The 20367-nt window shown below is 42.3% G+C and carries 20 protein-coding genes; 13 read left to right on the top strand and 7 right to left on the bottom strand.

The genetic code is table 11. The annotated features are described in order from the left end of the window. Nucleotides 1-10 precede the first annotated feature (10 nt). From trpS to trpA, 6 genes are read left to right on the top strand one after another with little or no spacing between them, the layout of a single operon-like run. Nucleotides 11-1087: a tryptophan--tRNA ligase gene (gene trpS / locus RBI_RS06165; RefSeq protein WP_038671777.1), complete on the top strand. Its 1077-nt coding sequence runs from the start codon at nt 11-13 to the stop codon at nt 1085-1087. Between the two features lie 12 nt (nt 1088-1099). Further along, nucleotides 1100-2737, top strand: a complete 1638-nt coding sequence (locus RBI_RS06160; RefSeq protein ID WP_038671775.1) for a bifunctional anthranilate synthase component II/anthranilate phosphoribosyltransferase — start codon at nt 1100-1102, stop codon at nt 2735-2737. Nucleotides 2738-2740: 3 nt separating this feature from the next. Then, nucleotides 2741-3520 (top strand): indole-3-glycerol phosphate synthase TrpC, encoded by a 780-nt coding sequence (gene trpC / locus RBI_RS06155; protein WP_038671773.1) that lies wholly within the window; start codon nt 2741-2743, stop codon nt 3518-3520. Then, nucleotides 3521-4153 carry a phosphoribosylanthranilate isomerase gene (locus RBI_RS14785; protein WP_038671771.1) on the top strand — a complete coding sequence of 211 codons (633 nt, stop codon included), beginning with the start codon at nt 3521-3523 and terminating at the stop codon, nt 4151-4153. It begins immediately after the preceding gene. Then, on the top strand, nt 4154-5344 hold the full coding sequence (trpB, locus tag RBI_RS06145; protein WP_038671769.1) for a tryptophan synthase subunit beta: 1191 nt from the start codon (nt 4154-4156) through the stop codon (nt 5342-5344). After that, nucleotides 5334-6125, top strand: a complete 792-nt coding sequence (gene trpA / locus RBI_RS06140) for a tryptophan synthase subunit alpha (protein WP_038671767.1) — start codon at nt 5334-5336, stop codon at nt 6123-6125. Before trpB ends, trpA begins: the two co-directional genes overlap by 11 nt. 92 nt (nt 6126-6217) lie before the next feature. On the opposite strand, the gene RBI_RS06135 is transcribed toward trpA, so the two are convergent. Then, nucleotides 6218-7633, bottom strand: coding sequence for an ABC transporter substrate-binding protein (locus RBI_RS06135; RefSeq protein ID WP_038671765.1), 1416 nt, complete (start codon nt 7631-7633; stop codon nt 6218-6220). Between the two features lie 249 nt (nt 7634-7882). Between RBI_RS06135 and rnhA the strand changes: the two genes are divergently transcribed. The 4 genes from rnhA (at nt 7883) to mnmA (ending at nt 11139) form a co-directional block, all read left to right on the top strand. Beyond that, on the top strand, nt 7883-8320 hold the full coding sequence (rnhA, locus tag RBI_RS06130) for a ribonuclease HI (RefSeq protein WP_022288420.1): 438 nt from the start codon (nt 7883-7885) through the stop codon (nt 8318-8320). A 106-nt stretch (nt 8321-8426) separates the two neighbouring features. Then, a complete protein-coding gene (gene nifS, locus RBI_RS06125; protein WP_038671763.1) occupies nt 8427-9632 on the top strand; it encodes a cysteine desulfurase NifS in 1206 nt (401 codons plus the stop codon). Between the two features lie 12 nt (nt 9633-9644). Continuing rightward, nucleotides 9645-10076, top strand: coding sequence for a Fe-S cluster assembly scaffold protein NifU (gene nifU / locus RBI_RS06120; protein ID WP_022288418.1), 432 nt, complete (start codon nt 9645-9647; stop codon nt 10074-10076). Then, on the top strand, nt 10069-11139 hold the full coding sequence (mnmA, locus tag RBI_RS06115; RefSeq protein WP_038671761.1) for a tRNA 2-thiouridine(34) synthase MnmA: 1071 nt from the start codon (nt 10069-10071) through the stop codon (nt 11137-11139). Before nifU ends, mnmA begins: the two co-directional genes overlap by 8 nt. 42 nt (nt 11140-11181) lie before the next feature. On the opposite strand, the gene RBI_RS06110 is transcribed toward mnmA, so the two are convergent. After that, nucleotides 11182-12012: an AraC family transcriptional regulator gene (locus RBI_RS06110; protein ID WP_038671759.1), complete on the bottom strand. Its 831-nt coding sequence runs from the start codon at nt 12010-12012 to the stop codon at nt 11182-11184. 164 nt (nt 12013-12176) lie between these two features. Here RBI_RS06110 and RBI_RS06105 point away from each other — a divergent pair, with 164 nt between their 5' ends. From RBI_RS06105 to yfcE, 3 genes are read left to right on the top strand one after another with little or no spacing between them, the layout of a single operon-like run. Then, nucleotides 12177-13178 (top strand): SGNH/GDSL hydrolase family protein, encoded by a 1002-nt coding sequence (locus RBI_RS06105; RefSeq protein WP_051706533.1) that lies wholly within the window; start codon nt 12177-12179, stop codon nt 13176-13178. Between the two features lie 6 nt (nt 13179-13184). Then, nucleotides 13185-14378, top strand: coding sequence for a PIN domain-containing protein (locus tag RBI_RS14065; RefSeq protein WP_051706531.1), 1194 nt, complete (start codon nt 13185-13187; stop codon nt 14376-14378). A 13-nt stretch (nt 14379-14391) separates the two neighbouring features. Next, the gene (gene yfcE, locus RBI_RS06095; RefSeq protein WP_038671757.1) at nt 14392-14907 is read left to right on the top strand and encodes a phosphodiesterase; all 516 of its coding nucleotides are present in this window, start codon (nt 14392-14394) and stop codon (nt 14905-14907) included. A gap of 34 nt (nt 14908-14941) precedes the next feature. Here the strand turns inward: yfcE and RBI_RS06090 are convergent, their stop codons facing one another. The 5 genes from RBI_RS06090 to RBI_RS06070 all read right to left on the bottom strand — a co-directional run bounded on the left by RBI_RS06090 (nt 14942) and on the right by RBI_RS06070 (nt 20361). Then, nucleotides 14942-16069 (bottom strand): DUF4317 domain-containing protein, encoded by a 1128-nt coding sequence (locus RBI_RS06090; RefSeq protein ID WP_038671755.1) that lies wholly within the window; start codon nt 16067-16069, stop codon nt 14942-14944. A 108-nt stretch (nt 16070-16177) separates the two neighbouring features. Further along, nucleotides 16178-17575 (bottom strand): oxaloacetate decarboxylase subunit alpha, encoded by a 1398-nt coding sequence (locus tag RBI_RS06085; protein WP_038671752.1) that lies wholly within the window; start codon nt 17573-17575, stop codon nt 16178-16180. Nucleotides 17576-17612: 37 nt separating this feature from the next. Next, nucleotides 17613-17975: a biotin/lipoyl-containing protein gene (locus RBI_RS06080; protein ID WP_022288410.1), complete on the bottom strand. Its 363-nt coding sequence runs from the start codon at nt 17973-17975 to the stop codon at nt 17613-17615. Between the two features lie 38 nt (nt 17976-18013). Next, nucleotides 18014-19396, bottom strand: a complete 1383-nt coding sequence (locus RBI_RS06075; RefSeq protein ID WP_038671750.1) for a carboxyl transferase domain-containing protein — start codon at nt 19394-19396, stop codon at nt 18014-18016. A 233-nt stretch (nt 19397-19629) separates the two neighbouring features. Beyond that, complete coding sequence (locus RBI_RS06070) at nt 19630-20361, bottom strand: pseudouridine synthase (RefSeq protein ID WP_038671748.1); 732 nt, start codon at nt 20359-20361, stop codon at nt 19630-19632. Nucleotides 20362-20367: the final 6 nt, after the last annotated feature.

The raw sequence follows: 20367 nt of genomic DNA, 5'->3' as shown, positions 1-20367 counted from the left end.
AGTTAATAACATGAGCAATAATATTATTCTTACAGGCGATAGACCAACTGGATCACTTCATCTTGGTCATTATGTAGGTTCCCTCAGAAAAAGAGTTGAACTTCAAAACACAGGAAAATTCGATCAGTTCGTTATGATAGCCGATCTTCAGGCACTTACAGATAACGCTGACAATCCCGAGAAGATAAGACAAAACATTCTTGAGGTAATGCTTGACTATCTTGCGGTAGGGCTTGAGCCTGACAAGACAACATTCTTCGTTCAGTCACATATCCCAGCACTTTATGAGCTTCCAATGTACTATTCAAACCTCGTTACAATGTCAAGACTTGAAAGAAACCCTACTATCAAGTCTGAGATAAAAATGAGAAACTTTGAAAGAAACCTCCCTGTTGGATTTATGACATATCCTATCAGCCAGGCAGCAGACATCACAGCATTCAAGGCTAAGTATGTTCCTGTTGGAGAAGATCAGCTTCCAATGCTTGAACAGGCAAGAGAGATAGTAAACAGCTTCAACAGAATTTATAAGTGCGATATACTTGTTGAGCCTGAGGCTGTTCTCCCAGACAACGCAAGCTGCAACAGACTTGTTGGTACAGACGGCAACACAAAGATGAGCAAATCTCTTGGCAACTGCATTTACCTTAAAGACGATGAAAAAACGCTGAAAAACAAGATAATGTCAATGTACACTGACCCTATACACATCAATGTAAGCGACCCCGGTCACACAGAGGGCAATCCAGTATTTATCTATCTTGACGCATTCAGCAAGGACGAAGATTTTGCTAAATACTTCCCTGACTATAAGAACCTCGCAGAGATGAAAGAACATTATGAGCGTGGCGGCCTTGGCGATATGAAATGTAAGAAGTTCCTTAACAACGTTATGCAGGAATTTCTCGCACCAATCAGAGCAAGACGTGAGGAATATGAAAAAGACAAAGAGCAGCTCATAGAGATACTTAAAAAAGGCACACAACGTGCAATAGAGGTTTCAAACGAAACTGTTTCAGAAATAAGGAATGCTATCGGCATAAACTACTTCAACGACAAAACTTTCATTGATAAGTTTGTACTGTAAAGGAAGATTACTATGATTTTACTTATTGACAACTATGACAGCTTTACCTACAATCTTTATCAGGCTGTAGGCGTACTCACAAAAGACATTACAGTAGCAAGAAATGATGAGATAACCATAGAAGAGATCGAAAAAATGTCACCTGCGGCTATCATCATCTCCCCTGGTCCTGGTTATCCAAAGGACGCAGGAATTTCCGAAGAGGTCATAAAAACATTCAGTGGCAGGATCCCTATACTTGGCGTTTGTCTGGGACACCAGGCGATAGCCGAAGCATTCGGTGGAAAGATAGTTCACGCAAAGCAGCAGCTTCACGGCAAGCAGACAGATATCAATCTTAACACTGCAAACCCACTTTTCAGCGGTCTGAAAAGCACAATAAAAGCCGCAAGATATCACTCACTTGTTGTTGACAGCATTTCACTTCCTACCTGCCTGTCTGTTATTGCAACTGACGATAAAGCTCAGATAATGGCAATAAGACACAGAGAACACCCGACCTACGGCGTTCAGTTCCACCCTGAGTCAGTTCTCACTGGCGAAGTTGGAAACATGATAATCGAAAACTTCCTGAACGATATCGCAGGCATAAAGACCACAAAAACAAAGTCAGCTGCTCTTCCTGACAGCGAAAGAGTTGAGCTTAAAAAGTATCTCAAAATAGTATGTGATGGAAAGTCACTAACTGAGGACGAAGCTTATAAAGCAATGGATATCATCATGAGCGACAGAGCTTCTAATGCTCAGATCGCCTGCCTGCTCACAGCTCTGAGAATGAAAGGTGAGACTATTGACGAGATAACCGGTTTTGCAAAGGTAATGAGAGAGAAAATGTCCAAGGTCAACGTCAAGGGTACTCTTGATATAGTTGGCACAGGTGGAGATCTTTCAAACAGCTTCAACATTTCCACAACCTCTTCATTCGTAATTGCGGCAGCAGGACAGAAAGTCGCAAAACACGGCAACAGAAGCGTTTCTTCAAAGAGCGGTGCGGCTGATGTTCTCGAGGCTCTTGGAGTTAAAATTCAGTCAACACATGAACAGGCTGAAAAGTCCCTTGACGAGATCGGTCTTTCATTCCTGTTTGCACAGTCATATCACTCAGCAATGAGATTTGTAGGACCTACAAGAGCGCAGATAGGTGTAAGAACTGTTTTCAACATTCTCGGACCTCTCGCTAATCCTGCAAAAGCAGACTTCATGATACTTGGCACATATGATCCTGATCTGCTTGAACCAATGGCTAAGGTGCTTATGAACCTAGGCATAAAAAGAGCAATGCTCGTTTACGGCAACGACAGACTTGACGAAGTTTCTATATCAGCTCCTACAACTATCTGCGAGATAAATGGTGGAAAGATTATCAAGTATGAGATAAAGCCTGAGGACTTCGGTCTTAAAAGAGGAAAGCTTTCTGACATCGTTGGCGAGGACGGAAAGGGCAACGCAGCTATCACAAGAGGTATACTTGAGGGCACAATCAAGGGTGCAAAGAGAGATATTGTTCTTCTCAACTCAGGCTGTGCACTTTATATCTGCGGCAAATGCGACAGCATCGAAGAGGGCGTAAAGACTGCAGCTGAAATGATAGACAGCGGAAAAGCTCTTAAAAAGCTTGAAGAACTTGTTGAACTTACTAACAGAGGATAAATAATGATACTAGACAATATCTGCGACAAAAGAAAAGAACAGCTTGAAAGAGATATATCAAAAGTTTCAAGACAGGATATCAAATACATGGCAGCCGAAAAAGAGTATCAGACAGTTTCCTTTTCAAAATCTATCAAGCGTGACACCCTTTCCGTCATAAGCGAGGTAAAGAAAGCCTCGCCGTCAAAGGGACTTATCTGCCCTGACTTTGACCCTGTGAATACCGCCTGCGAATATGAGAAAAACGGTGCGAATGCTATCTCCTGCCTGACGGAAGAGCACTATTTTCAAGGCTCTGGGGAATATCTCAAAGCTATTAGAGCGGCTGTAAATCTGCCGATACTCCGCAAGGACTTCGTTATCGACGAATATCAGCTCTACGAGGCAAGAGCCTTAGGTGCTGATGCAGTGCTGCTTATCTCGGCTATACTCAGCGAGGGTCAGATGAAAGAATATTCTGACATTGCACACGAGCTTGACCTTGAATGTCTTGTAGAGGTGCACAACGAGGAAGAGTATAAAAAGACGCTTGGTTTTAAGCCTGATATGCTTGGCATAAACAACAGAAATCTTTACACTTTTGACGTTGACCTTGAAACCACAGGCAGGCTCAGCAATATAGTAGGCGACCATGCAGTGCTCGTTTCTGAAAGCGGTATAAAAACAAATGCCGATATGAAAAAGGTACGCAGCCTTGGGGCAGACGCTGTGCTTATAGGTGAAACGCTTATGAGAAGCGGCAATATCGGTACAACTCTCCATGAACTGAGAGAGGGCGTATAAATGACAAAAATCAAGATATGTGGTATGCGCCGTGTGAACGATATTCTTTATGTGAACACATACCACCCTGATTATGCAGGCTTTATACTGTCGGAGGGTTTTAAACGCACGGTAGACATTGACACATTCTACGATCTTGAACTTCTTCTTAATAAGGAAATCAAACGAGTGGGCGTTTTTGTAAACGAGCCTATAGAGAATATTCTGAAAAGCTTTGCACATAAGCTTGATGTTATCCAGCTTCACGGTGAAGAAAACGCAGAGTATATTGATAAACTCCGTAAAAACTGCGACTGTGAGATATGGAAAGCCGTTCGTGTGAAATATGCTGATGATATTGCAAAAGCTGACGCACTTCCCGTCCATAAGCTGCTTATAGACAGCTTTTCAGCAGGCAGCTACGGTGGGACTGGCAAGCGTGTTGACCTTGATATATTTTCACAGGTAAACATATCAAAGCCGTTTTTCCTTGCAGGCGGACTGAATGAGGAGAACATCTGCTATGCTATGGAAAAGGTACAACCTTATGGCGTTGACTTTTCAAGTTCAGTGGAAACCAATGGCTTCAAGGACGAAAACAAGATAAAAAGGATAGTTGAAACTATCAGAAATAATACCGAAAGAAGGATATAAATGAGTAAAATTGGACGATTCGGCGAATTTGGCGGACAATATATTCCTGAAACTGTCATGACTGCTGTTCACGAGCTTGAAAAAGCTTACGATAAATACAAGGACGATCCTGAGTTCAACAAAGAGCTCCAGGAGCTTTACCACAATTATGCAGGCAGACCGTCAATGCTTTATTATGCAGAAAAGATGACCAAAGATCTTGGCGGAGCTAAAATATACATCAAACGTGAGGATCTTAACCACACAGGCTCACACAAGATAAACAACGTTTTGGGTCAGATACTTCTGGCAAAAAAAATGGGTAAGAAGCGCATAATCGCTGAAACCGGTGCCGGTCAGCACGGTGTTGCTACCGCTACAGTTTGCGCTCTTATGGGTCTGGAATGTGAGGTCTACATGGGCGAGACCGATATGAAAAGACAATCCCTTAACGTTTACAGAATGAATCTTCTTGGCGCAAAGGTAACAGGCGTTGCAAGCGGTACTGCTACACTGAAAGACGCTATCAATGAAGCTTTCAGAGATTGGGTATCAAATATCGACACAACTTACTACTGCATAGGCTCTGTAATGGGACCTCACCCATATCCTACAATGGTTAGGGATTTCCAGAAAGTTATCAGTGCTGAAATAAAATCACAGCTTATGGAAAAGGAAGGCAGACTACCTGATTGCGTTGTTGCCTGCGTAGGCGGTGGCTCAAACGCTATGGGTGCATTCTACAACTTTATCGAAGACAAGTCAGTCAAGCTTGTTGGTGCAGAAGCAGCAGGCAGAGGCATTGACACACCTGACCATGCGGCTACAGTTGCAAAAGGCTCACTTGGTATATTCCACGGCATGAAATCGCTTTTCTTGCAGAACGAATATGGTCAGATCGACCCTGTTTACTCAATTTCCGCAGGTCTTGACTACCCAGGTATCGGACCTGAGCACGCATATCTTAACTCTATAGGCAGAGCGCAGTATGTTGACATAACCGATGAAGAAGCAGTTTGTGCTTTTGAGTACCTTTCAAGAACAGAGGGTATAATCCCTGCTATCGAGTCATCACACGCAGTTGCCGCTGCGCTTAAGATTGCTCCTACAATGGATAAGGACTCAATACTTGTCATCAACCTTTCAGGCAGAGGCGACAAGGACGTATACTCAATAGCAAGATACAGGGAGGTCGAGCTCAATGAAGAATAGGATAGACGCTTGTTTTGAAAAGCTTAAAGCAGAAAACAAAAAGGCGCTTGTGACATTTATCACCGCAGGCGATCCTGATATGGATACAACAGAAAAGTGCGTTCTTGAAATGTATAAAAATGGTTCTGACATTATCGAGATCGGAGTGCCGTTCTCTGACCCTATCGCAGAGGGTGCAACTATTCAGAAAGCTTCTCTGCGTTCTCTGAGCGGCGGAACGAATCTTGACAAGATATTTGACCTTGTAAGAAAACTCCGCACACAGACTGACAAGCCTATGCTTCTGATGATGTATATAAACACTATCTTCAGGTTCGGTACAGCAAAGTTCTTTGAGCTTTGCAAAGAAACTCAGATAGACGGCGTTATCGTTCCAGATATGCCTTTTGAAGAACGTGAAGAGCTTGAGGGCGAGGCTGAGAAAAATGGTATCTACACTATCTTCCTTGTTGCACCGACTTCACACGAGCGTGTAAAAATGATAGCAGAAAAGTCAAAGGGCTTTTTGTATGTTGTATCTTCACTGGGCGTTACTGGTATGCGCTCTGAGATAACAACAGACTTCAACGAGTTGCTTGCACCTATCCGAAACAACGATCACTGCCCTTGCTGCATAGGTTTCGGAATTTCAAATCCTGAGCAGGCAAAGAAAATGTCCCAGTACGCTGACGGCGTTATCATGGGAAGTGCTGTTGTTAAAATTGTTGAGGAACACGGCAAAGACGCTCCTGAATATGTTGGCAAGTTTATCAAGTCTGTTCGTGAGGGCATGGACAGCTAAATATAACAAAGCAAGGCTCTGAGCAAAAACTCAGAGCCATATTTTTATGCAAAAACAAGACCCCGATAAAATCGAAGTCTTGTAAAGTAATCTTATGAATTTTTCTTATTGAATGCAACAACAGCGTCGTTGATAGTCTTAAGCTCGGCGTCAACAGTTGCAGAGTATGATTCTCTCAGCTCTGTCCATGAGAACTGCTTGCCGTTATCGTCAGCCTTGTTTGTGTATTCATAAAGCTTTCTTGTTACGCAGTTGCCGTCCTCATTTGCGTTGTCGTCAGACATTGTGGAAGAAATTCCGTAGCCGTAGTCAAACACCTGATTGTACTCAGAAGATGAGCAGTCAACGATCACCTGATACATATCCTCTGTCCAGTTAGGGTTAGCATTGAGGAATTTCTCCTTGCCGTTTTCCTTATATGTCTCATCTGTGTTAGCCATTCTGCAACACTCATACCAGCACTTTACAGCCTCTTTAGCTGTTGAACCTCTTACCCACATATATGCCGTCATATCAGATGTCATGTACTTTTCATCAGTGTTAGGATCAGACGGAACAGGGACCACTCTCCAAGTGTCAGCGTCAGAAGGTCCGTTATTTCCTGTCATAGCCCATGTACCCATGCAGTAGAACAGCAGATTTCCGTCTTTAAGTGCCTGCTTAGCATTGCCAAGCCAGTTGCCGTTTACAAGGTTGTTCTTACCTACCTGATAAAGCAGATCTTCTGCTCTTTCAATATCAGGGTCATTTATATTGTTTGTGAACTTCTCTCCGTCATAGTTTACCATTGTTTTACCGGTCTGCTGAATGACCTGTGTCTGGAACCAACCATTGATACCAAATCTCTCAACATCAGCAGGAGCATTTGAAACAAACTCCGACATCATGTCATACCAGTTATCCCAATTCCACTCGTTGTTCTGATAAAGCTCATATGGATCGTCAAGACCCTCAGCGTCAATAACGTCCTGATCGTACATCATAAGCGTGCCGACTGTGAAGCTTATAGGAGCAACATAATGCTTGCCGCCCATAACGAACTTATCAGCCGCTGTTTTCACATCAGCCCACAACGGATCGTCAAAGTTCACAATATCGTCAACCGGCTGATACATATCCTTAAGCACCTGTGCAGGGAAAGCCATCCACTCATACTTGAAGATATCAGGCACATTCTGCTGAGCCATGATAGCACTAGCGAGCTGGTCAAATTTTTCGCTATCAGTTACTCTTGTGTACTCTACTTTACCACCCTTGTTGTTGAAAAGGGTCATCTCAACGGACTTATCCTCGCCCTTTTTCTCGTCAGGGTTAAGGTCATATGTACCCATCCAACGGATAGTTTTCTGAGCATCGTCAGGGATAGCCTCTATTTCCTGTGTGTCCTCGACCTTAACTTTCTTTACTGTTGATACCTTTGAACTACTGTCGCCTGTGGAGCCACAACCTGCAACTGCAAAAACAGATGTAAGCGCTACTGCCAATGCAAGAACCTTCTTGATCTTCATAAAATAATTGACCTCCAAATCAAATGATTTTCTGTCTTAACAACCAATGTTACACTACAATTATAAAGCTTAATGTCCTTTAAGTCAATTCTCATTTTATACAAAGACATTCAAGCCATTTGTATAATTTGAACATTTCAAAAGTAATAAATATTAAAATATTAAACCTTGAGAGGTACTTGAAAAAAAGAGAGAAATGTAGTATAATATGTTTTGCATAATAATCATCACAAAAACGGAGATAAATAAATGAAGAAAATAGAAATTTTTACTGACGGTGCTTGCTCTGGAAATCCTGGACCGGGTGGATATGGTGTTATACTAAGATATAAAGGCAATTCAAAAGAGCTTTGGGGCGGTGATCCCTCTACAACCAATAACCGCATGGAGCTAACCGCTGTTATCACTGCTCTTTCTGCACTGAAAGAGCCATGTGAGGTAGAGCTTTACAGCGACTCGAAGTATATAATCGACGCTGTTACAAAGGGCTGGGCCAAAAAATGGCGTGCAAACAACTGGGTGAAATCGGACAAGAAAAAGGCTCTAAACAGTGATCTGTGGGAAAAGCTTCTTGATCTGCTGGAGGTGCATAAGGTCAATTTCAACTGGGTAAAAGGCCATGCAGGACATCCGGAAAACGAACGTTGTGACGAACTTGCAGTAATGGGCTCTAAACAGTATAAATAGAATTAAATAAATATTAATTTTTTATTAAGTTAGGGAAAACTATTGCATTTTGTAGTAATTTAGTATATAATAAAATAGAAATCTATATATGAAAGGTATGATTTAATTGGAAAAGAGATTTGTCTATGCAGATAACTCAGCTACGACTAGAGTATCTCAGAAAGCTCTTGACGCCGCTCTGCCTTATTTCACTGAGCTATACGGAAATCCGTCAAGTATATATTCTTTGGGAATGGAATGTGCAAAAGCCGTTCTTAAAGCAAGAGAACAGGTCGCAAACGCTCTTGGTGCGAAGGTCAACGAGATCTATTTCACTGCTGGTGGCTCTGAGTCTGACAACTGGGCTATAAGAGGCTGCGCACAGCTTGGAGAAAAAAAGGGCAAGAAGCATATCATCACAACTGCTTTTGAACATCATGCGGTTCTGCACACTTGTCAGTATCTCGAAAAGCTTGGCTTTGAGGTAACATATCTTCCTGTAGGTGACAAGGGTCTTGTTACTGCTCAACAGGTCGAGGACGCTATCCGTGATGATACCTGCCTTGTTACAATAATGACAGCTAACAACGAGATCGGTACTATACAGCCTATCGCTGAGATCGGCGAAGTTTGCCACAAGCATGGCGTATGGTTCCATACTGACGCTGTTCAAGCTGTGGGAAATATTGATATCAATGTTAAAGATATGAACATTGATATGCTCTCACTTTCAGGACATAAGCTCCACGCTCCAAAGGGTGTTGGCGCGCTTTATGTAAAGACAGGCATCAATCTGCCTAACCTTATCTACGGCGGAGCACAGGAGAGAAATAAGCGTGCAGGTACCGAGAACGTACCTTCTATCGTGGCTCTCGGCGTTGCTATCACTGATGCTGTAAAGGATATCCCTGCAAAGAATGAGCGTGTTAGAAAGATGAGAGATAGACTTATCGAGGGTCTGCTCAAGATACCTGAGTCAAGACTTAATGGTGACACAGAACACAGACTTGCAGGAAATGTAAACATATCTGTTCGCGGAGTAGAGGGCGAGAGCCTGCTTCTTTCACTTGATCTTCAAGGCGTTGCCGCTTCATCAGGCTCAGCCTGCACAAGCGGATCACTTGACCCGTCACACGTTCTGCTTTCACTTGGTCTGCCACACGAAGTAGCACACGGTTCACTCAGGCTTTCTATCAATGACGAGAACACAGAGGAAGATGTTGATTATATTCTTGAGGTTCTTCCACCTATCGTAAAGCACCTGAGAAGTATGTCACCACTTTGGGAAAGAATTTGCAGAACTGAAAATATTCACGACTATACACTTGATTAGGAGGAATAAAAAATGATATACAGCGAAAAGGTAATGGATCATTTCGCACATCCGAGAAATGTCGGCGAGATTGAAGATGCTGACGGTGTCGGCGAGGTAGGAAACGCTAAGTGCGGAGATATTATGAAAATGTACATCAAGGTCAATGACGGCGTTATAACTGACGTTAAGTTCAAGACTTTTGGTTGCGGTGCGGCTGTTGCTACATCTTCTATCGCTACAGAAATGATAAAGGGTAAAAAGCTTGAGGACGCTTTGAAACTTACAAACAAGGCGGTTGTTGAAGCTCTTGACGGTCTTCCACCAGCAAAGCTTCACTGCTCTGTTCTTGCGGAGGAAGCAATGAAAGCCGCTGTTTCTGACTACTATAAAAGACAGGGTATAGATCCAACTCCGTTCGTAGGTAAGCAGTCTGCTCCTGATTGTGAGAACTGCAATGGCTGATAAAGTTCTTGTGGCAATGAGCGGCGGCGTTGACAGCTCTGTTTCGGTCAAGCTCCTTCTTGATGAGGGTTATGACGTGGCAGGGGCTACCATGCGGCTCTACAGCAATGAGGACATCGGTCTGGATAAAACAAGAACGTGCTGTTCTCTCAATGATGTAGAGGACGCACGTTTTGTTGCTTTTAAACTAGGCATTGATTTCCATGTATTCAATTTTTCTGATGATTTTAAGCACTATGTTATCGACAATTTTGTTGATACATATCTTGCAGGCGGCACGCCTAATCCGTGTATCGAGTGCAACAAACATCTGAAATTCGCAAAATTCTATGAGCGTGCAAAGCTGCTGGGTTTTGACCATATCGCTACAGGACATTACGCTGCCAGAGAGTTTGATGAAAAGTCAGGCAGGTGGCTGCTCAAGCGCTCACCTGACAGGTCAAAGGATCAAAGTTATGTGCTTTACAGCATGACGCAGGAACAGCTTGCTCACACTCTCTTCCCCGTTGGCGAGATGCACAAGGACAAGATCCGTGATATCGCAGAAGAAAATAAGCTTATAAATGCAAACAAGCCTGACTCTCAGGACATCTGTTTTATCCCTGACGGTGATTACGCAGGCTTTATCACAAAACGCTGCGGTGAACAGCAGTCGGGAGATATCGTTCTTTCTGACGGCACAAAGCTTGGTAAACACAAAGGTCTGATACACTATACTATTGGACAGCGAAAGGGCGTAGGCATTTCATATAGCGAACCGCTTTTCGTTATTACAAAAGATATGGAGCATAACAGGCTTATTATGGGCAAGGCTGATGAAGTATACAGTGACAGCCTTGTGGCAGGAGATGTGAACTTTATTCCGTTTGACACACTCACAGAGCCTATAACCTGCACTGCTCAGACACGTTATCATCAAAAGGACGCTGAATGTACAGTTTCACCAATGAATGATGGCAAGGTACTCGTGACTTTTAAAGAACCTCATAAAGCTATCTCAAAGGGACAGGCAGTGGTTTTCTATGACGGTGAATACGTTATCGGAGGCGGAACTATATTATAAAAAATAGCCCCACGGAATCCATTTCCGTGGGGCATCATATTTTTAATTACCTGCTTTTTTATGAAGAGAACGAAATTCTGCTGGGGAAAGCATTTCATGCTTTTTGAACACCGCACAAAAATGACTGCAATCGTTATAACCTACCTCCGCAGCGATTTCATTGATGTTAAGCTTATCCTCCAATAAAAGCAGCTTTGCCTGCTGTATACGCTTTCTTGCCAGATACTCAAAAGGTCTTAGACTAAGACACTCCTTGAAAAGTCTGCAAAGATACTGCGGTGAAAGGTCAATAAGATCAGCAAGCTCCACAAGTGTAAGTTCTTTTCTGAAATTCTTATCAATATAATCAATTACAGGCTGCAGCTGATTGAGTTTTTGCCCGTCCTGACTACCATTTTGTAGGTTTACGACTCTGTGTAGCTCAATAAGAAACTGATATAGATATGCCGAACACTGGTGACCACAGTAGTAGTAATTAGTCTTCATAAGATAAAGTATCTTCTTAAATATGGCATCAACAGCATTGATATCATTTATGTGAAACACTTTAGCCTTCTCAAGCTTGATATGCTTGAGTATTTCAATTGCTTCCCTGCCCTCAAAGGTTATCCAGTGGGTTTCCCATATATCACCAACAGGATAATACTCATGCGGCACAGAAGGCGGCAGATAAAATGCATCACCCGGCTTTATATCATACTCATGACCATCAAATATAATGTGACCCTGACCACGAGTGCAGTATATTATCTGATGATTAGGATAGCCATCTTCTCTTACAAAATGAAATTCTCTATCTCTCGCACCGATTCCAAGCACATACAAAGGCAGGCTCGTTTCATCGCTGAGGACAGGGTAATAATAGTCAGTCATAATAAATCTCGCTTTCCAAACTGATTTCATATTCTTTTATTATATATTATCACAACACACTAAAAAAGTCAAGAAATTTCAAAAAAATATGTTGTACAATTGTCCTGAATGTGGTACAATATATTATATAATAAGGTTAATATACTCATATAGGAGATGATAAGATGTTAAAAAAATTAACGGCTTTTTTCACGGCAACCGTTATGGCATGTGCCACACCTCTTGCCTGTAACGCTGAAGTTATAAAGCATGAAGTAAATGTTCCGCCTAATATACTTGTACTTGGGGATTCAATCGCCGCTGGCTATGGTCTGGAAGGCTACAGTGAAAACAGATATTCTTGTGCGTCTTATGCAAATCTTCTTCACGACCAGTATGACGCTGAGCTTAAAGACGCTGGCGGCTGTAAGCTTGTGAACTCTGCTGTTGTGGGCGACACTTCACAGCAGCTTCTTGACCGCATTAATTCAGGCGAATTTGACGCTGACCTTGCAGACAGCGACGCTGTTATTATATCCATAGGTGGCAATGACATTCTTGGTCTTTTCATAGATTTTTTGATGAACGATCTGGGCATTACTTCTAAAAGCACATTGTCTGATTTGATGGATAAAACCAAGGATATTATTGGCATTGCAATGGATATGAAGGATATGTCTGATGATATGGATAAGGCGCTGAAAAATTTTACGAGCACTCTAGATGATATAATTAACGCTGTTGAAGCTAAAAGTAAGGGTGAAATAATCGTTCAGACACTATATGACCCGCTTGATAATTTCACTGCGGCTGTTGTTTTCCAGAGTATGTCGAAGGATAAAATTTCAAAGCTTAACGACATTATCAAAGAACACTCCACTGACGAAAATGAAAATGAGAGATACATAGTGGCAGATGTTTTTAGTGAATTCAGCGGTCACGGAAAGGAACTGACCAACATAAATGACTTTGATATACACCCTAATAAAAAAGGTCATGCACTTATTGCTTCTTGTATAGACAAGGCGTTAAGAACAAAAACTTATACCTATGAGGAGGTCGTCCCTGATAGCAGTGAGAACGATGAAAAGGGCAAAAATGTCATACTTATGACAACAACTGCGACAGGCGGACTTATTGTTATAATCGCAGCTACGATTCTTATACGACACAAAAAGAAAGGATAGATCAACATGAAAATTTATTTGGTAGACTTTGAAAATGTCAAATCCAAAGGACTTCAAGGCATAGACAATTTAACTGAAACTGATACCGTCATAATTTTTTACAGTGAAAATTCCGATACCATTAACTTCGAAATGCACCAGAAAGTTCTTACATCAAAGGCTGATATTGAATACTTCAAGGTAAACGTTGGTGGCAAAAATGCCCTGGATTTTCAGCTTTCAACACTTCTGGGTTATTTGGTAGCCAAGGATACTTATACGAATATTTTTGTTATCAGCAATGACAGAGGTTTTGACTTTCTTCATGATTTCTGGCACGGTAAGTATGTTGATAGCCCAAATGCTATGGTCTACAGAACTAGGACAATACAAACCGCTATTAATTTCGCTAATCATAAGGTTAATCCGACCGAAAACAATGAAGATGAAGATGAAGAATCGACTAAACATATAGTCGAAAAAGCAGAGGAAATACAAGAAACAGCAGAAATTCAGACAGAGTCAGAGATAACTCTTGATGAAGCTGATGAGCCAAACCCTGAGCCTGCGGCTATAGATTATTCTGTTACACTAAACGAAAATATGAATGGTAATACAGAAGATGTCGAAGAAGAGCCAGAAGCCTGTGCACCTGATATTGTCGAAGTAGAAAGTGATCCTGTTGTTGAAACTATCGTCAAAGTGAAAAAGGGTAGAAAAAAGTGTACCACACAAAAAAACAACGATCTTCAAAGCATACTTGCAAACATTTGCAGCGAAGAGCAAATAGAAGAGATCAGCAAACTTATAGCTGAGTCTAACACAAAAGAGGAGCTTCACAATTCTCTTGCAAAGGTATATAAAAAGCAGGCTACAGATTTTTACAAGCTTCTCAGGCCAAGATATCTGCGACTTAAAGGACTACAGGAATCCGAAAATACATGCACCGCTGATGAAGATAAAACGATGACGGCTCAGAAAACTGAAAAGGTTGTTTACCATGATGTACTATCCGTAAAACTTGATGAGCTACTCGACGGCAAATGCAACAAAGACGAACTGGCACTTATAAGAGAAGCAGTCATTGACGCCACAACAAAACAGCAGCTTTATATCAGAATGGTAAAAGAGTTCAAAAAGGAAAAAGGCTGCGATATATATAACAAAATAAAGCCAGAGTATGTGTCTTTGCACAAGCTTGCATCTGAGATCATTAAATAAAGGAGTGTAAAATATGAAACTTATGATAGCGTCAGACATTCATGGTTCGGCTTACTGGTGCAAAAAAATGCTTGAAGCCTTTGAGCAAAACGGCGCGGAAAAACTAATTCTTTTGGGTGATATCCTCTATCACGGACCAAGAAACGACCTTCCAAAGGAATATGCGCCAAAGCAGGTGATAGCCATGCTCAATCCGCTAAAAGACAAGCTTCTGTGCGTACGTGGTAATTGTGACACAGAAGTCGATCAAATGGTGCTTGACTTCCCTGTTATGGCGGAATATGCTTATATATGCTGTGACGGACTGAGGATATTCGCCACACATGGTCACAAATTCAACTGCGACAATCTGCCACCGCTGTCTAAGGGCGATATTCTGCTCCACGGTCACACCCATGTACCTGTTATTAAAGACTGCGGCGATTACACCTATATAAACCCCGGTTCTGTTTCCATACCGAAAGAAAATTCAGCACACAGCTATCTGATACTGGAAAACGGCAAGTTCACATTCGGTGATCTCACATAAAGAAAAGGCAGCTCAAGGCTGCCTTTTTTTGTGCTTATTTTATTGTAGTTTCAAGTCCGTTGACCTCTATCTCAGGGTCATCAAGATTGATTATAAGGCACTTTCTGCCATCGACTATCTGAGTTTTTACCTTGTCAACAGCGTCCTTGCCAATATTTACGGTTATGCTTGGAGCAGAAACTACGGTCCTTTTCTCCACAAGGTTTACCGCTGTGAGTGGCTTCCCTCCAGCCGCAGCGTCAAAAACTTTAGGAAGATTATCAAGCTTATCCTGACTAACTCCAGCTTCCCACAGAATGGACGAAAGTTTATGTTCGTCAATTGTCGGTATCTCAGTTTCATGAGCATTTTGGTCAACAAATGTGGAAATCTTGTCATTCACAGTAGTGATAAGATCATAGTCAAGCTCATCACCCACAACGCTTGTGAGGATATCCTTGAAAGTTTCCTTTTCGTTCTGACAGGTCATTGAAAACTCACAACCCAGAAGCTCTTCCACAACGGAAGTGTTCGGCTTTTTTGCGTTTTTCGTGTAGTAAAGCACTCCGTTGATATCAGGTGCGCGATCATTGAAAAGAGGAAACAGGAAGCCGTCACTTGGCAGTTCAACAATTCTATCACATGACTCTTTCTTTGCAATAGAGTTGTCCTGTTCATCATACACAAGTCCGTCAATACGCAGATTTACAGGGCAAAGAGCTGTCACTATAAAATTGTAATCTGTGTCAGCTTCGTCCTCAAACTCGTCCATTTTGTTCTTCCTCAGCACGGAATATGTACAGTGTGCCGCAAAAATGGTATATGTTGACACATACTCAACCTTTTCAACTATAGCGTTCAGGAAGTTGTCCACCTTTTCTTCATCAAGCAGCTTGCTTTGCAGTGTTTCGTACATGAAAGGCTGAGCACCGCCCTCAAGGTAGGCGTCCTTAGGAAACGAATATTCCAGCAGATTTTTACCGATAGAGCCGCTGAGCACCTTTTTCAGGTTTATCATTATCAGCTCCGCCTCGTCCTGCGGAATAGTATTGTAAAGCTGATTGGTCTTGCACTTTATGTTCTTTTCAGCGTCCACAAATGCCGTAACAACGTGGTTTACGGTAAAAAAGCCGCAATCGTCATTAAAGTTTTTCTTTATTTCATTTATTTCCTTTTTGTTCATCTTGGCGTCCTCCCGAAAAAATGTATATTAATTATAGCACAAATGTACAAATTTTTCAAGAGCCGTAAACAAAAAAATCCCACAGCCGAAACTGTGGGATAATTGTTATTAAACTGGGTGAACCTTATTTTCAGCGTCTGAGTGCTTACCGTCAACGCCGTACTTTCTATCACGTCTATCCTTGAAGAACTTAGGTGCAACCTTAGGGAACATTGCATATGTGAGGATATCTTCCTCCTGCTCTGTCCACTCAGCAGCCTCTTTCTTCATTGTTTCAAACTCTGGCTGGAGAAGGTCAGCAGGACGGCAAGTGATAGGCTCTTCGTCGCCAAGAATCTTCTTCTGGAACTCAGGGTCGATAGCAACTGGTGTCTTACCGTACTCGCCCTTAACAAGTCCCTTGAACTCCTTAGTAACTGTCTTGTATCTCTCGCCCATGATTACGTTGAACACAGCCTGTGTACCAACGATCTGTGATGTAGGTGTAACCAGTGGTGGGTAACCTGCGTCCTTACGAACCTTTGGAACTTCCTTTAGAACATCATCAAGCTGATCTGCCTTACCAGCCTGCTTCAACTGTGAAAGGAGGTTTGAAAGCATTCCGCCTGGTACCTGATAAAGAAGTGCGTTTGTATTTGTAGCGAGCATTGAAGGGTCAAGCAGACCGTTGTCGATGTACTTCTTTCTGAGTTTCATGAAGTAATCTCTTATCACGTTGAGCTTAACAAGGTCAAGACCTGTGTCATACTCAGTGCCCTTGAATGTGGCAACGATAGACTCAGTTGGCGCATGAGATGTACCAAGAGCAAGTGGTGACATTGCTGTATCAACGCCGTCAACACCAGCCTCAACTGCCTTGAGGATGCACATAGAAGCAAGACCTGATGTGTAGTGAGTATGCAACTGGATCGGGATCTTAACTGCTGACTTGAGATCCTTAACAAGTGTTTCAGCCTCATATGGAGTCAGAAGAGCCGCCATATCCTTGATACAGATAGAATCTGCACCTGCATTCTCGATCTGCTTTGCATAGTTCATGTAATACTCATGAGTAAATACCTCGCCAAGTGTGTACGAGATAGCAACCTGAGCGTGACCATTTTCCTTCTTAGCAGCCTTGATAGCTGTTTCAAGGTTTCTGATATCGTTCAGTGCGTCAAAAATTCTGATGATATCAATACCATTTGCAATAGACTTCTGTACAAAATACTCAACAAGGTCATCAGCATAGTGACGGTAGCCAAGCATATTCTGACCTCTGAAAAGCATCTGGAGCTTTGTGTTAGGCATTTCTTTTCTAAGTATACGAAGTCTTTCCCATGGATCTTCATTTAAGAATCTGATACATGAGTCAAATGTAGCACCGCCCCAACACTCAGCAGAATAAAAACCGATCTTGTCGATCTCTGGAAGTATAGGACGCATATCGTCCATTGACATTCTTGTAGCAAGAAGTGACTGATGAGCGTCACGGAGGACAGTTTCAGTTATTTTAAGCTTTGCCATTTTAAATCGATCCTTTCGTTATTTTTCAGGAATGTTATTAGCCGATAACAGCAAGAACTGCACCAGTCTCAACAGCAGAGCCCTTAGTTGTATTAACGCTCAGTACCTTACCGTCGCAAGGAGCGTTTACGTCATTTTCCATTTTCATAGCCTCGAGTACGCAGATAGCCTGACCAGACTTAACAGTGTCGCCTACAGCTACCTTGATGTCAAGGATAGTACCAGGCATTGGAGCTGTTACCTTTGTGCCATCTGCAACAGGTGCAGCGGCTGGAGCTGGAGCAGCAGGAGCGGCAGCAACAGGGGCTGCGGCTACAGGAGCAGCTGCGGCACTTCCGCCGACTTCTTCAACTGCAACGTCATAAGCTTTTCCGTTTACTGTAATATTATATCTTTTCATCTTAAAAAACCACCAATCTTTTTAATTTGATATGTTTATCACAACTGAATATTGCTATGTTTCTTAGGCAGTCTGGAAATTCTCTTTCCAGCCATTACCTCGATAGAATCCATAAGTGTCTGTCTGATCTCGTTCTTAGCGATGATACCGTCAACGCAGCCATTCTTTGCAGCAACAGCAGCAGAGGCATTCTCCTTAGCGAACTTATCAGCAAGAGTGTTTCTTGCAGCAGTAAGATCAGTAGCGCCCTTAAGCTCGTCATGCTGGAGGAACTCAACAGCAGTAACAGGAGCAAGTGCAGAGATAACAGCGGTATCAAGAGCAAATGACAGATCAGCATTTGAACCCTTACCAGCAAGTGCAATAAATGCAGGACCATAAGCCTTACCTGTAACAACAGCAAGTTTAATAGTAGTAGCCTCAGCATAAGCGTGGCAAAGCTTTGCCATATCCTTAACAGCGCCGTAAGCTTCAGTTTCATCATCAGCCTTAAAGCCCTCAGTATCAACAAAAGTTACAACAGGGATAGCATAAGCGTCACAAGTTCTTACAAATCTTGCGATCTTTGAGCAATCAGCAGACGTAAGCTTGTCGCCTGTCTTGTTAGTAGCAACAACGCCGACTGTAGCACCGCCAAGTGTTGCAAGTGCTGTATAAGAAGCCTTGCCATACTCAGCATTAAGTTCAGTTACACTGTCGCCATCGCAAACAGCCTTTGCAATGCCATCAGCGTCATCACCGACAGTCTCAGTTGGATCAGCAAATTCATACATTGGTACTGGTGAAAGGTTGTTCTGTGGAAGTTTTGTAAGTATATTCTTTGCAGCCTCAACAGCAGCCTTATCGTCCTCACAAACAACAGCAGCAGTGCCGTTTTCAGCAGCATTTTCAGCAGAGTTCTTTACATTTGCGTTTGGTGCAACATAAAGCTCAGCATCCTTTGCGATAACAGTGAAGTCAGCAGACTCAGCGAGCATTGCTGCACAGCCTGCACAAGTGCCAGCGACAACAGCTATCTGAGGAACAACACCTGAAAGGTTAGAAGTCCACATAAGCAGTTCACCATAAGCATTGAGAGCCTTTGAACCGTCGCTTACGTTAGCACCATAAGAATCGAATATTCCGACAACAGGAACTCCTGTCTTAGCAGCAAGGTCATAAACCTTTGCTATCTTCTTTGCCTGTGCCTCTGTCAAAGCACCGTCCTTAACAGTCACGTCCTGAGAAAAAGCATATACAGGATTACCCTCAACATAGCCAAAAGCAGTAATAACTCCAGCAAGGGAGTCACCCGCAGCAGCATAAGCGTCAAGCTCTGTAAATTTTCCTTCGTCAAACAAATATGTCAGCCTGTTTCTTGCAGCAGTAGGAGTCTGTGACGCAGCTTTAAGCTCTGCAAGAGTAGAAATTGAATCAGACATACAGTTTCCTCCATTCAAATAATTTTTGTGATAAAATAACGCAAAACTACTGGATTTTATCATATTTATACACTTAATATTATACTATTTTTTTGCCGAATTTACAAGAGTAAATTGACCTATTTCCGCATATTTTACGTTTAGTAGCATAATCAATATCGTTACACGCATATTATTAAGCATTTTGCACAATAGCAAAGGGCCTCCTGACGAAAAGAGACCCTCGATGAGCGTTATTTTTTGGTGATAGCATTTCTTAAAGCCCTTAGCTCGTCAGGTTTAAGCTCTCTATACTCACCTGGTTTTAGCATGCCCAGTTTAACCGGACCGATAGCAGTGCGCTTTAGTCTTGCGACTTCAAGTCCCACAGCTTCGCACATTTTTCTTATCTGACGGTTTCTGCCCTCATGGATAGTCATTTGAAGCACAACCCTACCAGGCTGTTTGTCGAGCACGACAACTGAACACTCCTGCGTCATTTTGCCGTCTATTTCAACTCCTGAAGCAAGCTTTATGAGCTGCTCATCGTTTATGTCAGGTCTTACTGTAACACGATAAGTCTTAGCGATATGCCTTGAAGGGTGCATGATATCATTGGCAAAATTTCCGTCATTTGTGAAAAGTAACAGACCTTCTGAGTTTTTGTCAAGTCTGCCGATAGGATAAACTCTTTCAGGCACTTTTGTTAGAAGTTCAGTTACACACTTTCTATCAAGCTCATCACTCATTGTGGTAACATATCCTCTTGGCTTGTGGAGCATGATATAATAAAGCTGTCTTTTCTTGGCAACATATATTTTTTCCCCATCAAGGGTGATTATATCCTTGCCTGCAAAAGCCTTGTCGCCAAGCTTGCAAGGTCTGCCATTGACCTTTACTCTTCCCTCTGAGATATACTCCTCTGCCTTTCTTCTTGAACAAACACCACTGTCAGACATTATTTTCTGTATACGAATCTTTTCCATATTTTC

This window comes from Ruminococcus bicirculans (ex Wegman et al. 2014), assembly GCF_000723465.1.
GTDB classification, from domain to species: domain Bacteria; phylum Bacillota; class Clostridia; order Oscillospirales; family Ruminococcaceae; genus Hominimerdicola; species Hominimerdicola aceti.
This window is presented reverse-complemented; position numbering and strand designations above follow the sequence as displayed.

What these genes read in the sequence shown, in the direction of transcription:
- RBI_RS14065 (WP_051706531.1), top strand. Translation starts at nt 13,185, where the DNA reads ATGAAAATTTATTTGGTAGACTTTGAAAATGTCAAATCCAAAGGACTT.
- RBI_RS14785 (WP_038671771.1), top strand. Translation starts at nt 3,521, where the DNA reads ATGACAAAAATCAAGATATGTGGTATGCGCCGTGTGAACGATATTCTT.
- RBI_RS06135 (WP_038671765.1), bottom strand. Translation starts at nt 7,633, where the DNA reads ATGAAGATCAAGAAGGTTCTTGCATTGGCAGTAGCGCTTACATCTGTT.
- trpC (WP_038671773.1), top strand. Translation starts at nt 2,741, where the DNA reads ATGATACTAGACAATATCTGCGACAAAAGAAAAGAACAGCTTGAAAGA.
- RBI_RS06075 (WP_038671750.1), bottom strand. Translation starts at nt 19,396, where the DNA reads ATGTCTGATTCAATTTCTACTCTTGCAGAGCTTAAAGCTGCGTCACAG.
- RBI_RS06090 (WP_038671755.1), bottom strand. Translation starts at nt 16,069, where the DNA reads ATGAACAAAAAGGAAATAAATGAAATAAAGAAAAACTTTAATGACGAT.
- RBI_RS06070 (WP_038671748.1), bottom strand. Translation starts at nt 20,361, where the DNA reads ATGGAAAAGATTCGTATACAGAAAATAATGTCTGACAGTGGTGTTTGT.
- RBI_RS06085 (WP_038671752.1), bottom strand. Translation starts at nt 17,575, where the DNA reads ATGGCAAAGCTTAAAATAACTGAAACTGTCCTCCGTGACGCTCATCAG.
- nifU (WP_022288418.1), top strand. Translation starts at nt 9,645, where the DNA reads ATGATATACAGCGAAAAGGTAATGGATCATTTCGCACATCCGAGAAAT.
- trpB (WP_038671769.1), top strand. Translation starts at nt 4,154, where the DNA reads ATGAGTAAAATTGGACGATTCGGCGAATTTGGCGGACAATATATTCCT.
- trpS (WP_038671777.1), top strand. Translation starts at nt 11, where the DNA reads ATGAGCAATAATATTATTCTTACAGGCGATAGACCAACTGGATCACTT.
- rnhA (WP_022288420.1), top strand. Translation starts at nt 7,883, where the DNA reads ATGAAGAAAATAGAAATTTTTACTGACGGTGCTTGCTCTGGAAATCCT.
- yfcE (WP_038671757.1), top strand. Translation starts at nt 14,392, where the DNA reads ATGAAACTTATGATAGCGTCAGACATTCATGGTTCGGCTTACTGGTGC.
- RBI_RS06110 (WP_038671759.1), bottom strand. Translation starts at nt 12,012, where the DNA reads ATGACTGACTATTATTACCCTGTCCTCAGCGATGAAACGAGCCTGCCT.
- mnmA (WP_038671761.1), top strand. Translation starts at nt 10,069, where the DNA reads ATGGCTGATAAAGTTCTTGTGGCAATGAGCGGCGGCGTTGACAGCTCT.
- RBI_RS06080 (WP_022288410.1), bottom strand. Translation starts at nt 17,975, where the DNA reads ATGAAAAGATATAATATTACAGTAAACGGAAAAGCTTATGACGTTGCA.
- RBI_RS06105 (WP_051706533.1), top strand. Translation starts at nt 12,177, where the DNA reads ATGTTAAAAAAATTAACGGCTTTTTTCACGGCAACCGTTATGGCATGT.
- trpA (WP_038671767.1), top strand. Translation starts at nt 5,334, where the DNA reads ATGAAGAATAGGATAGACGCTTGTTTTGAAAAGCTTAAAGCAGAAAAC.
- RBI_RS06160 (WP_038671775.1), top strand. Translation starts at nt 1,100, where the DNA reads ATGATTTTACTTATTGACAACTATGACAGCTTTACCTACAATCTTTAT.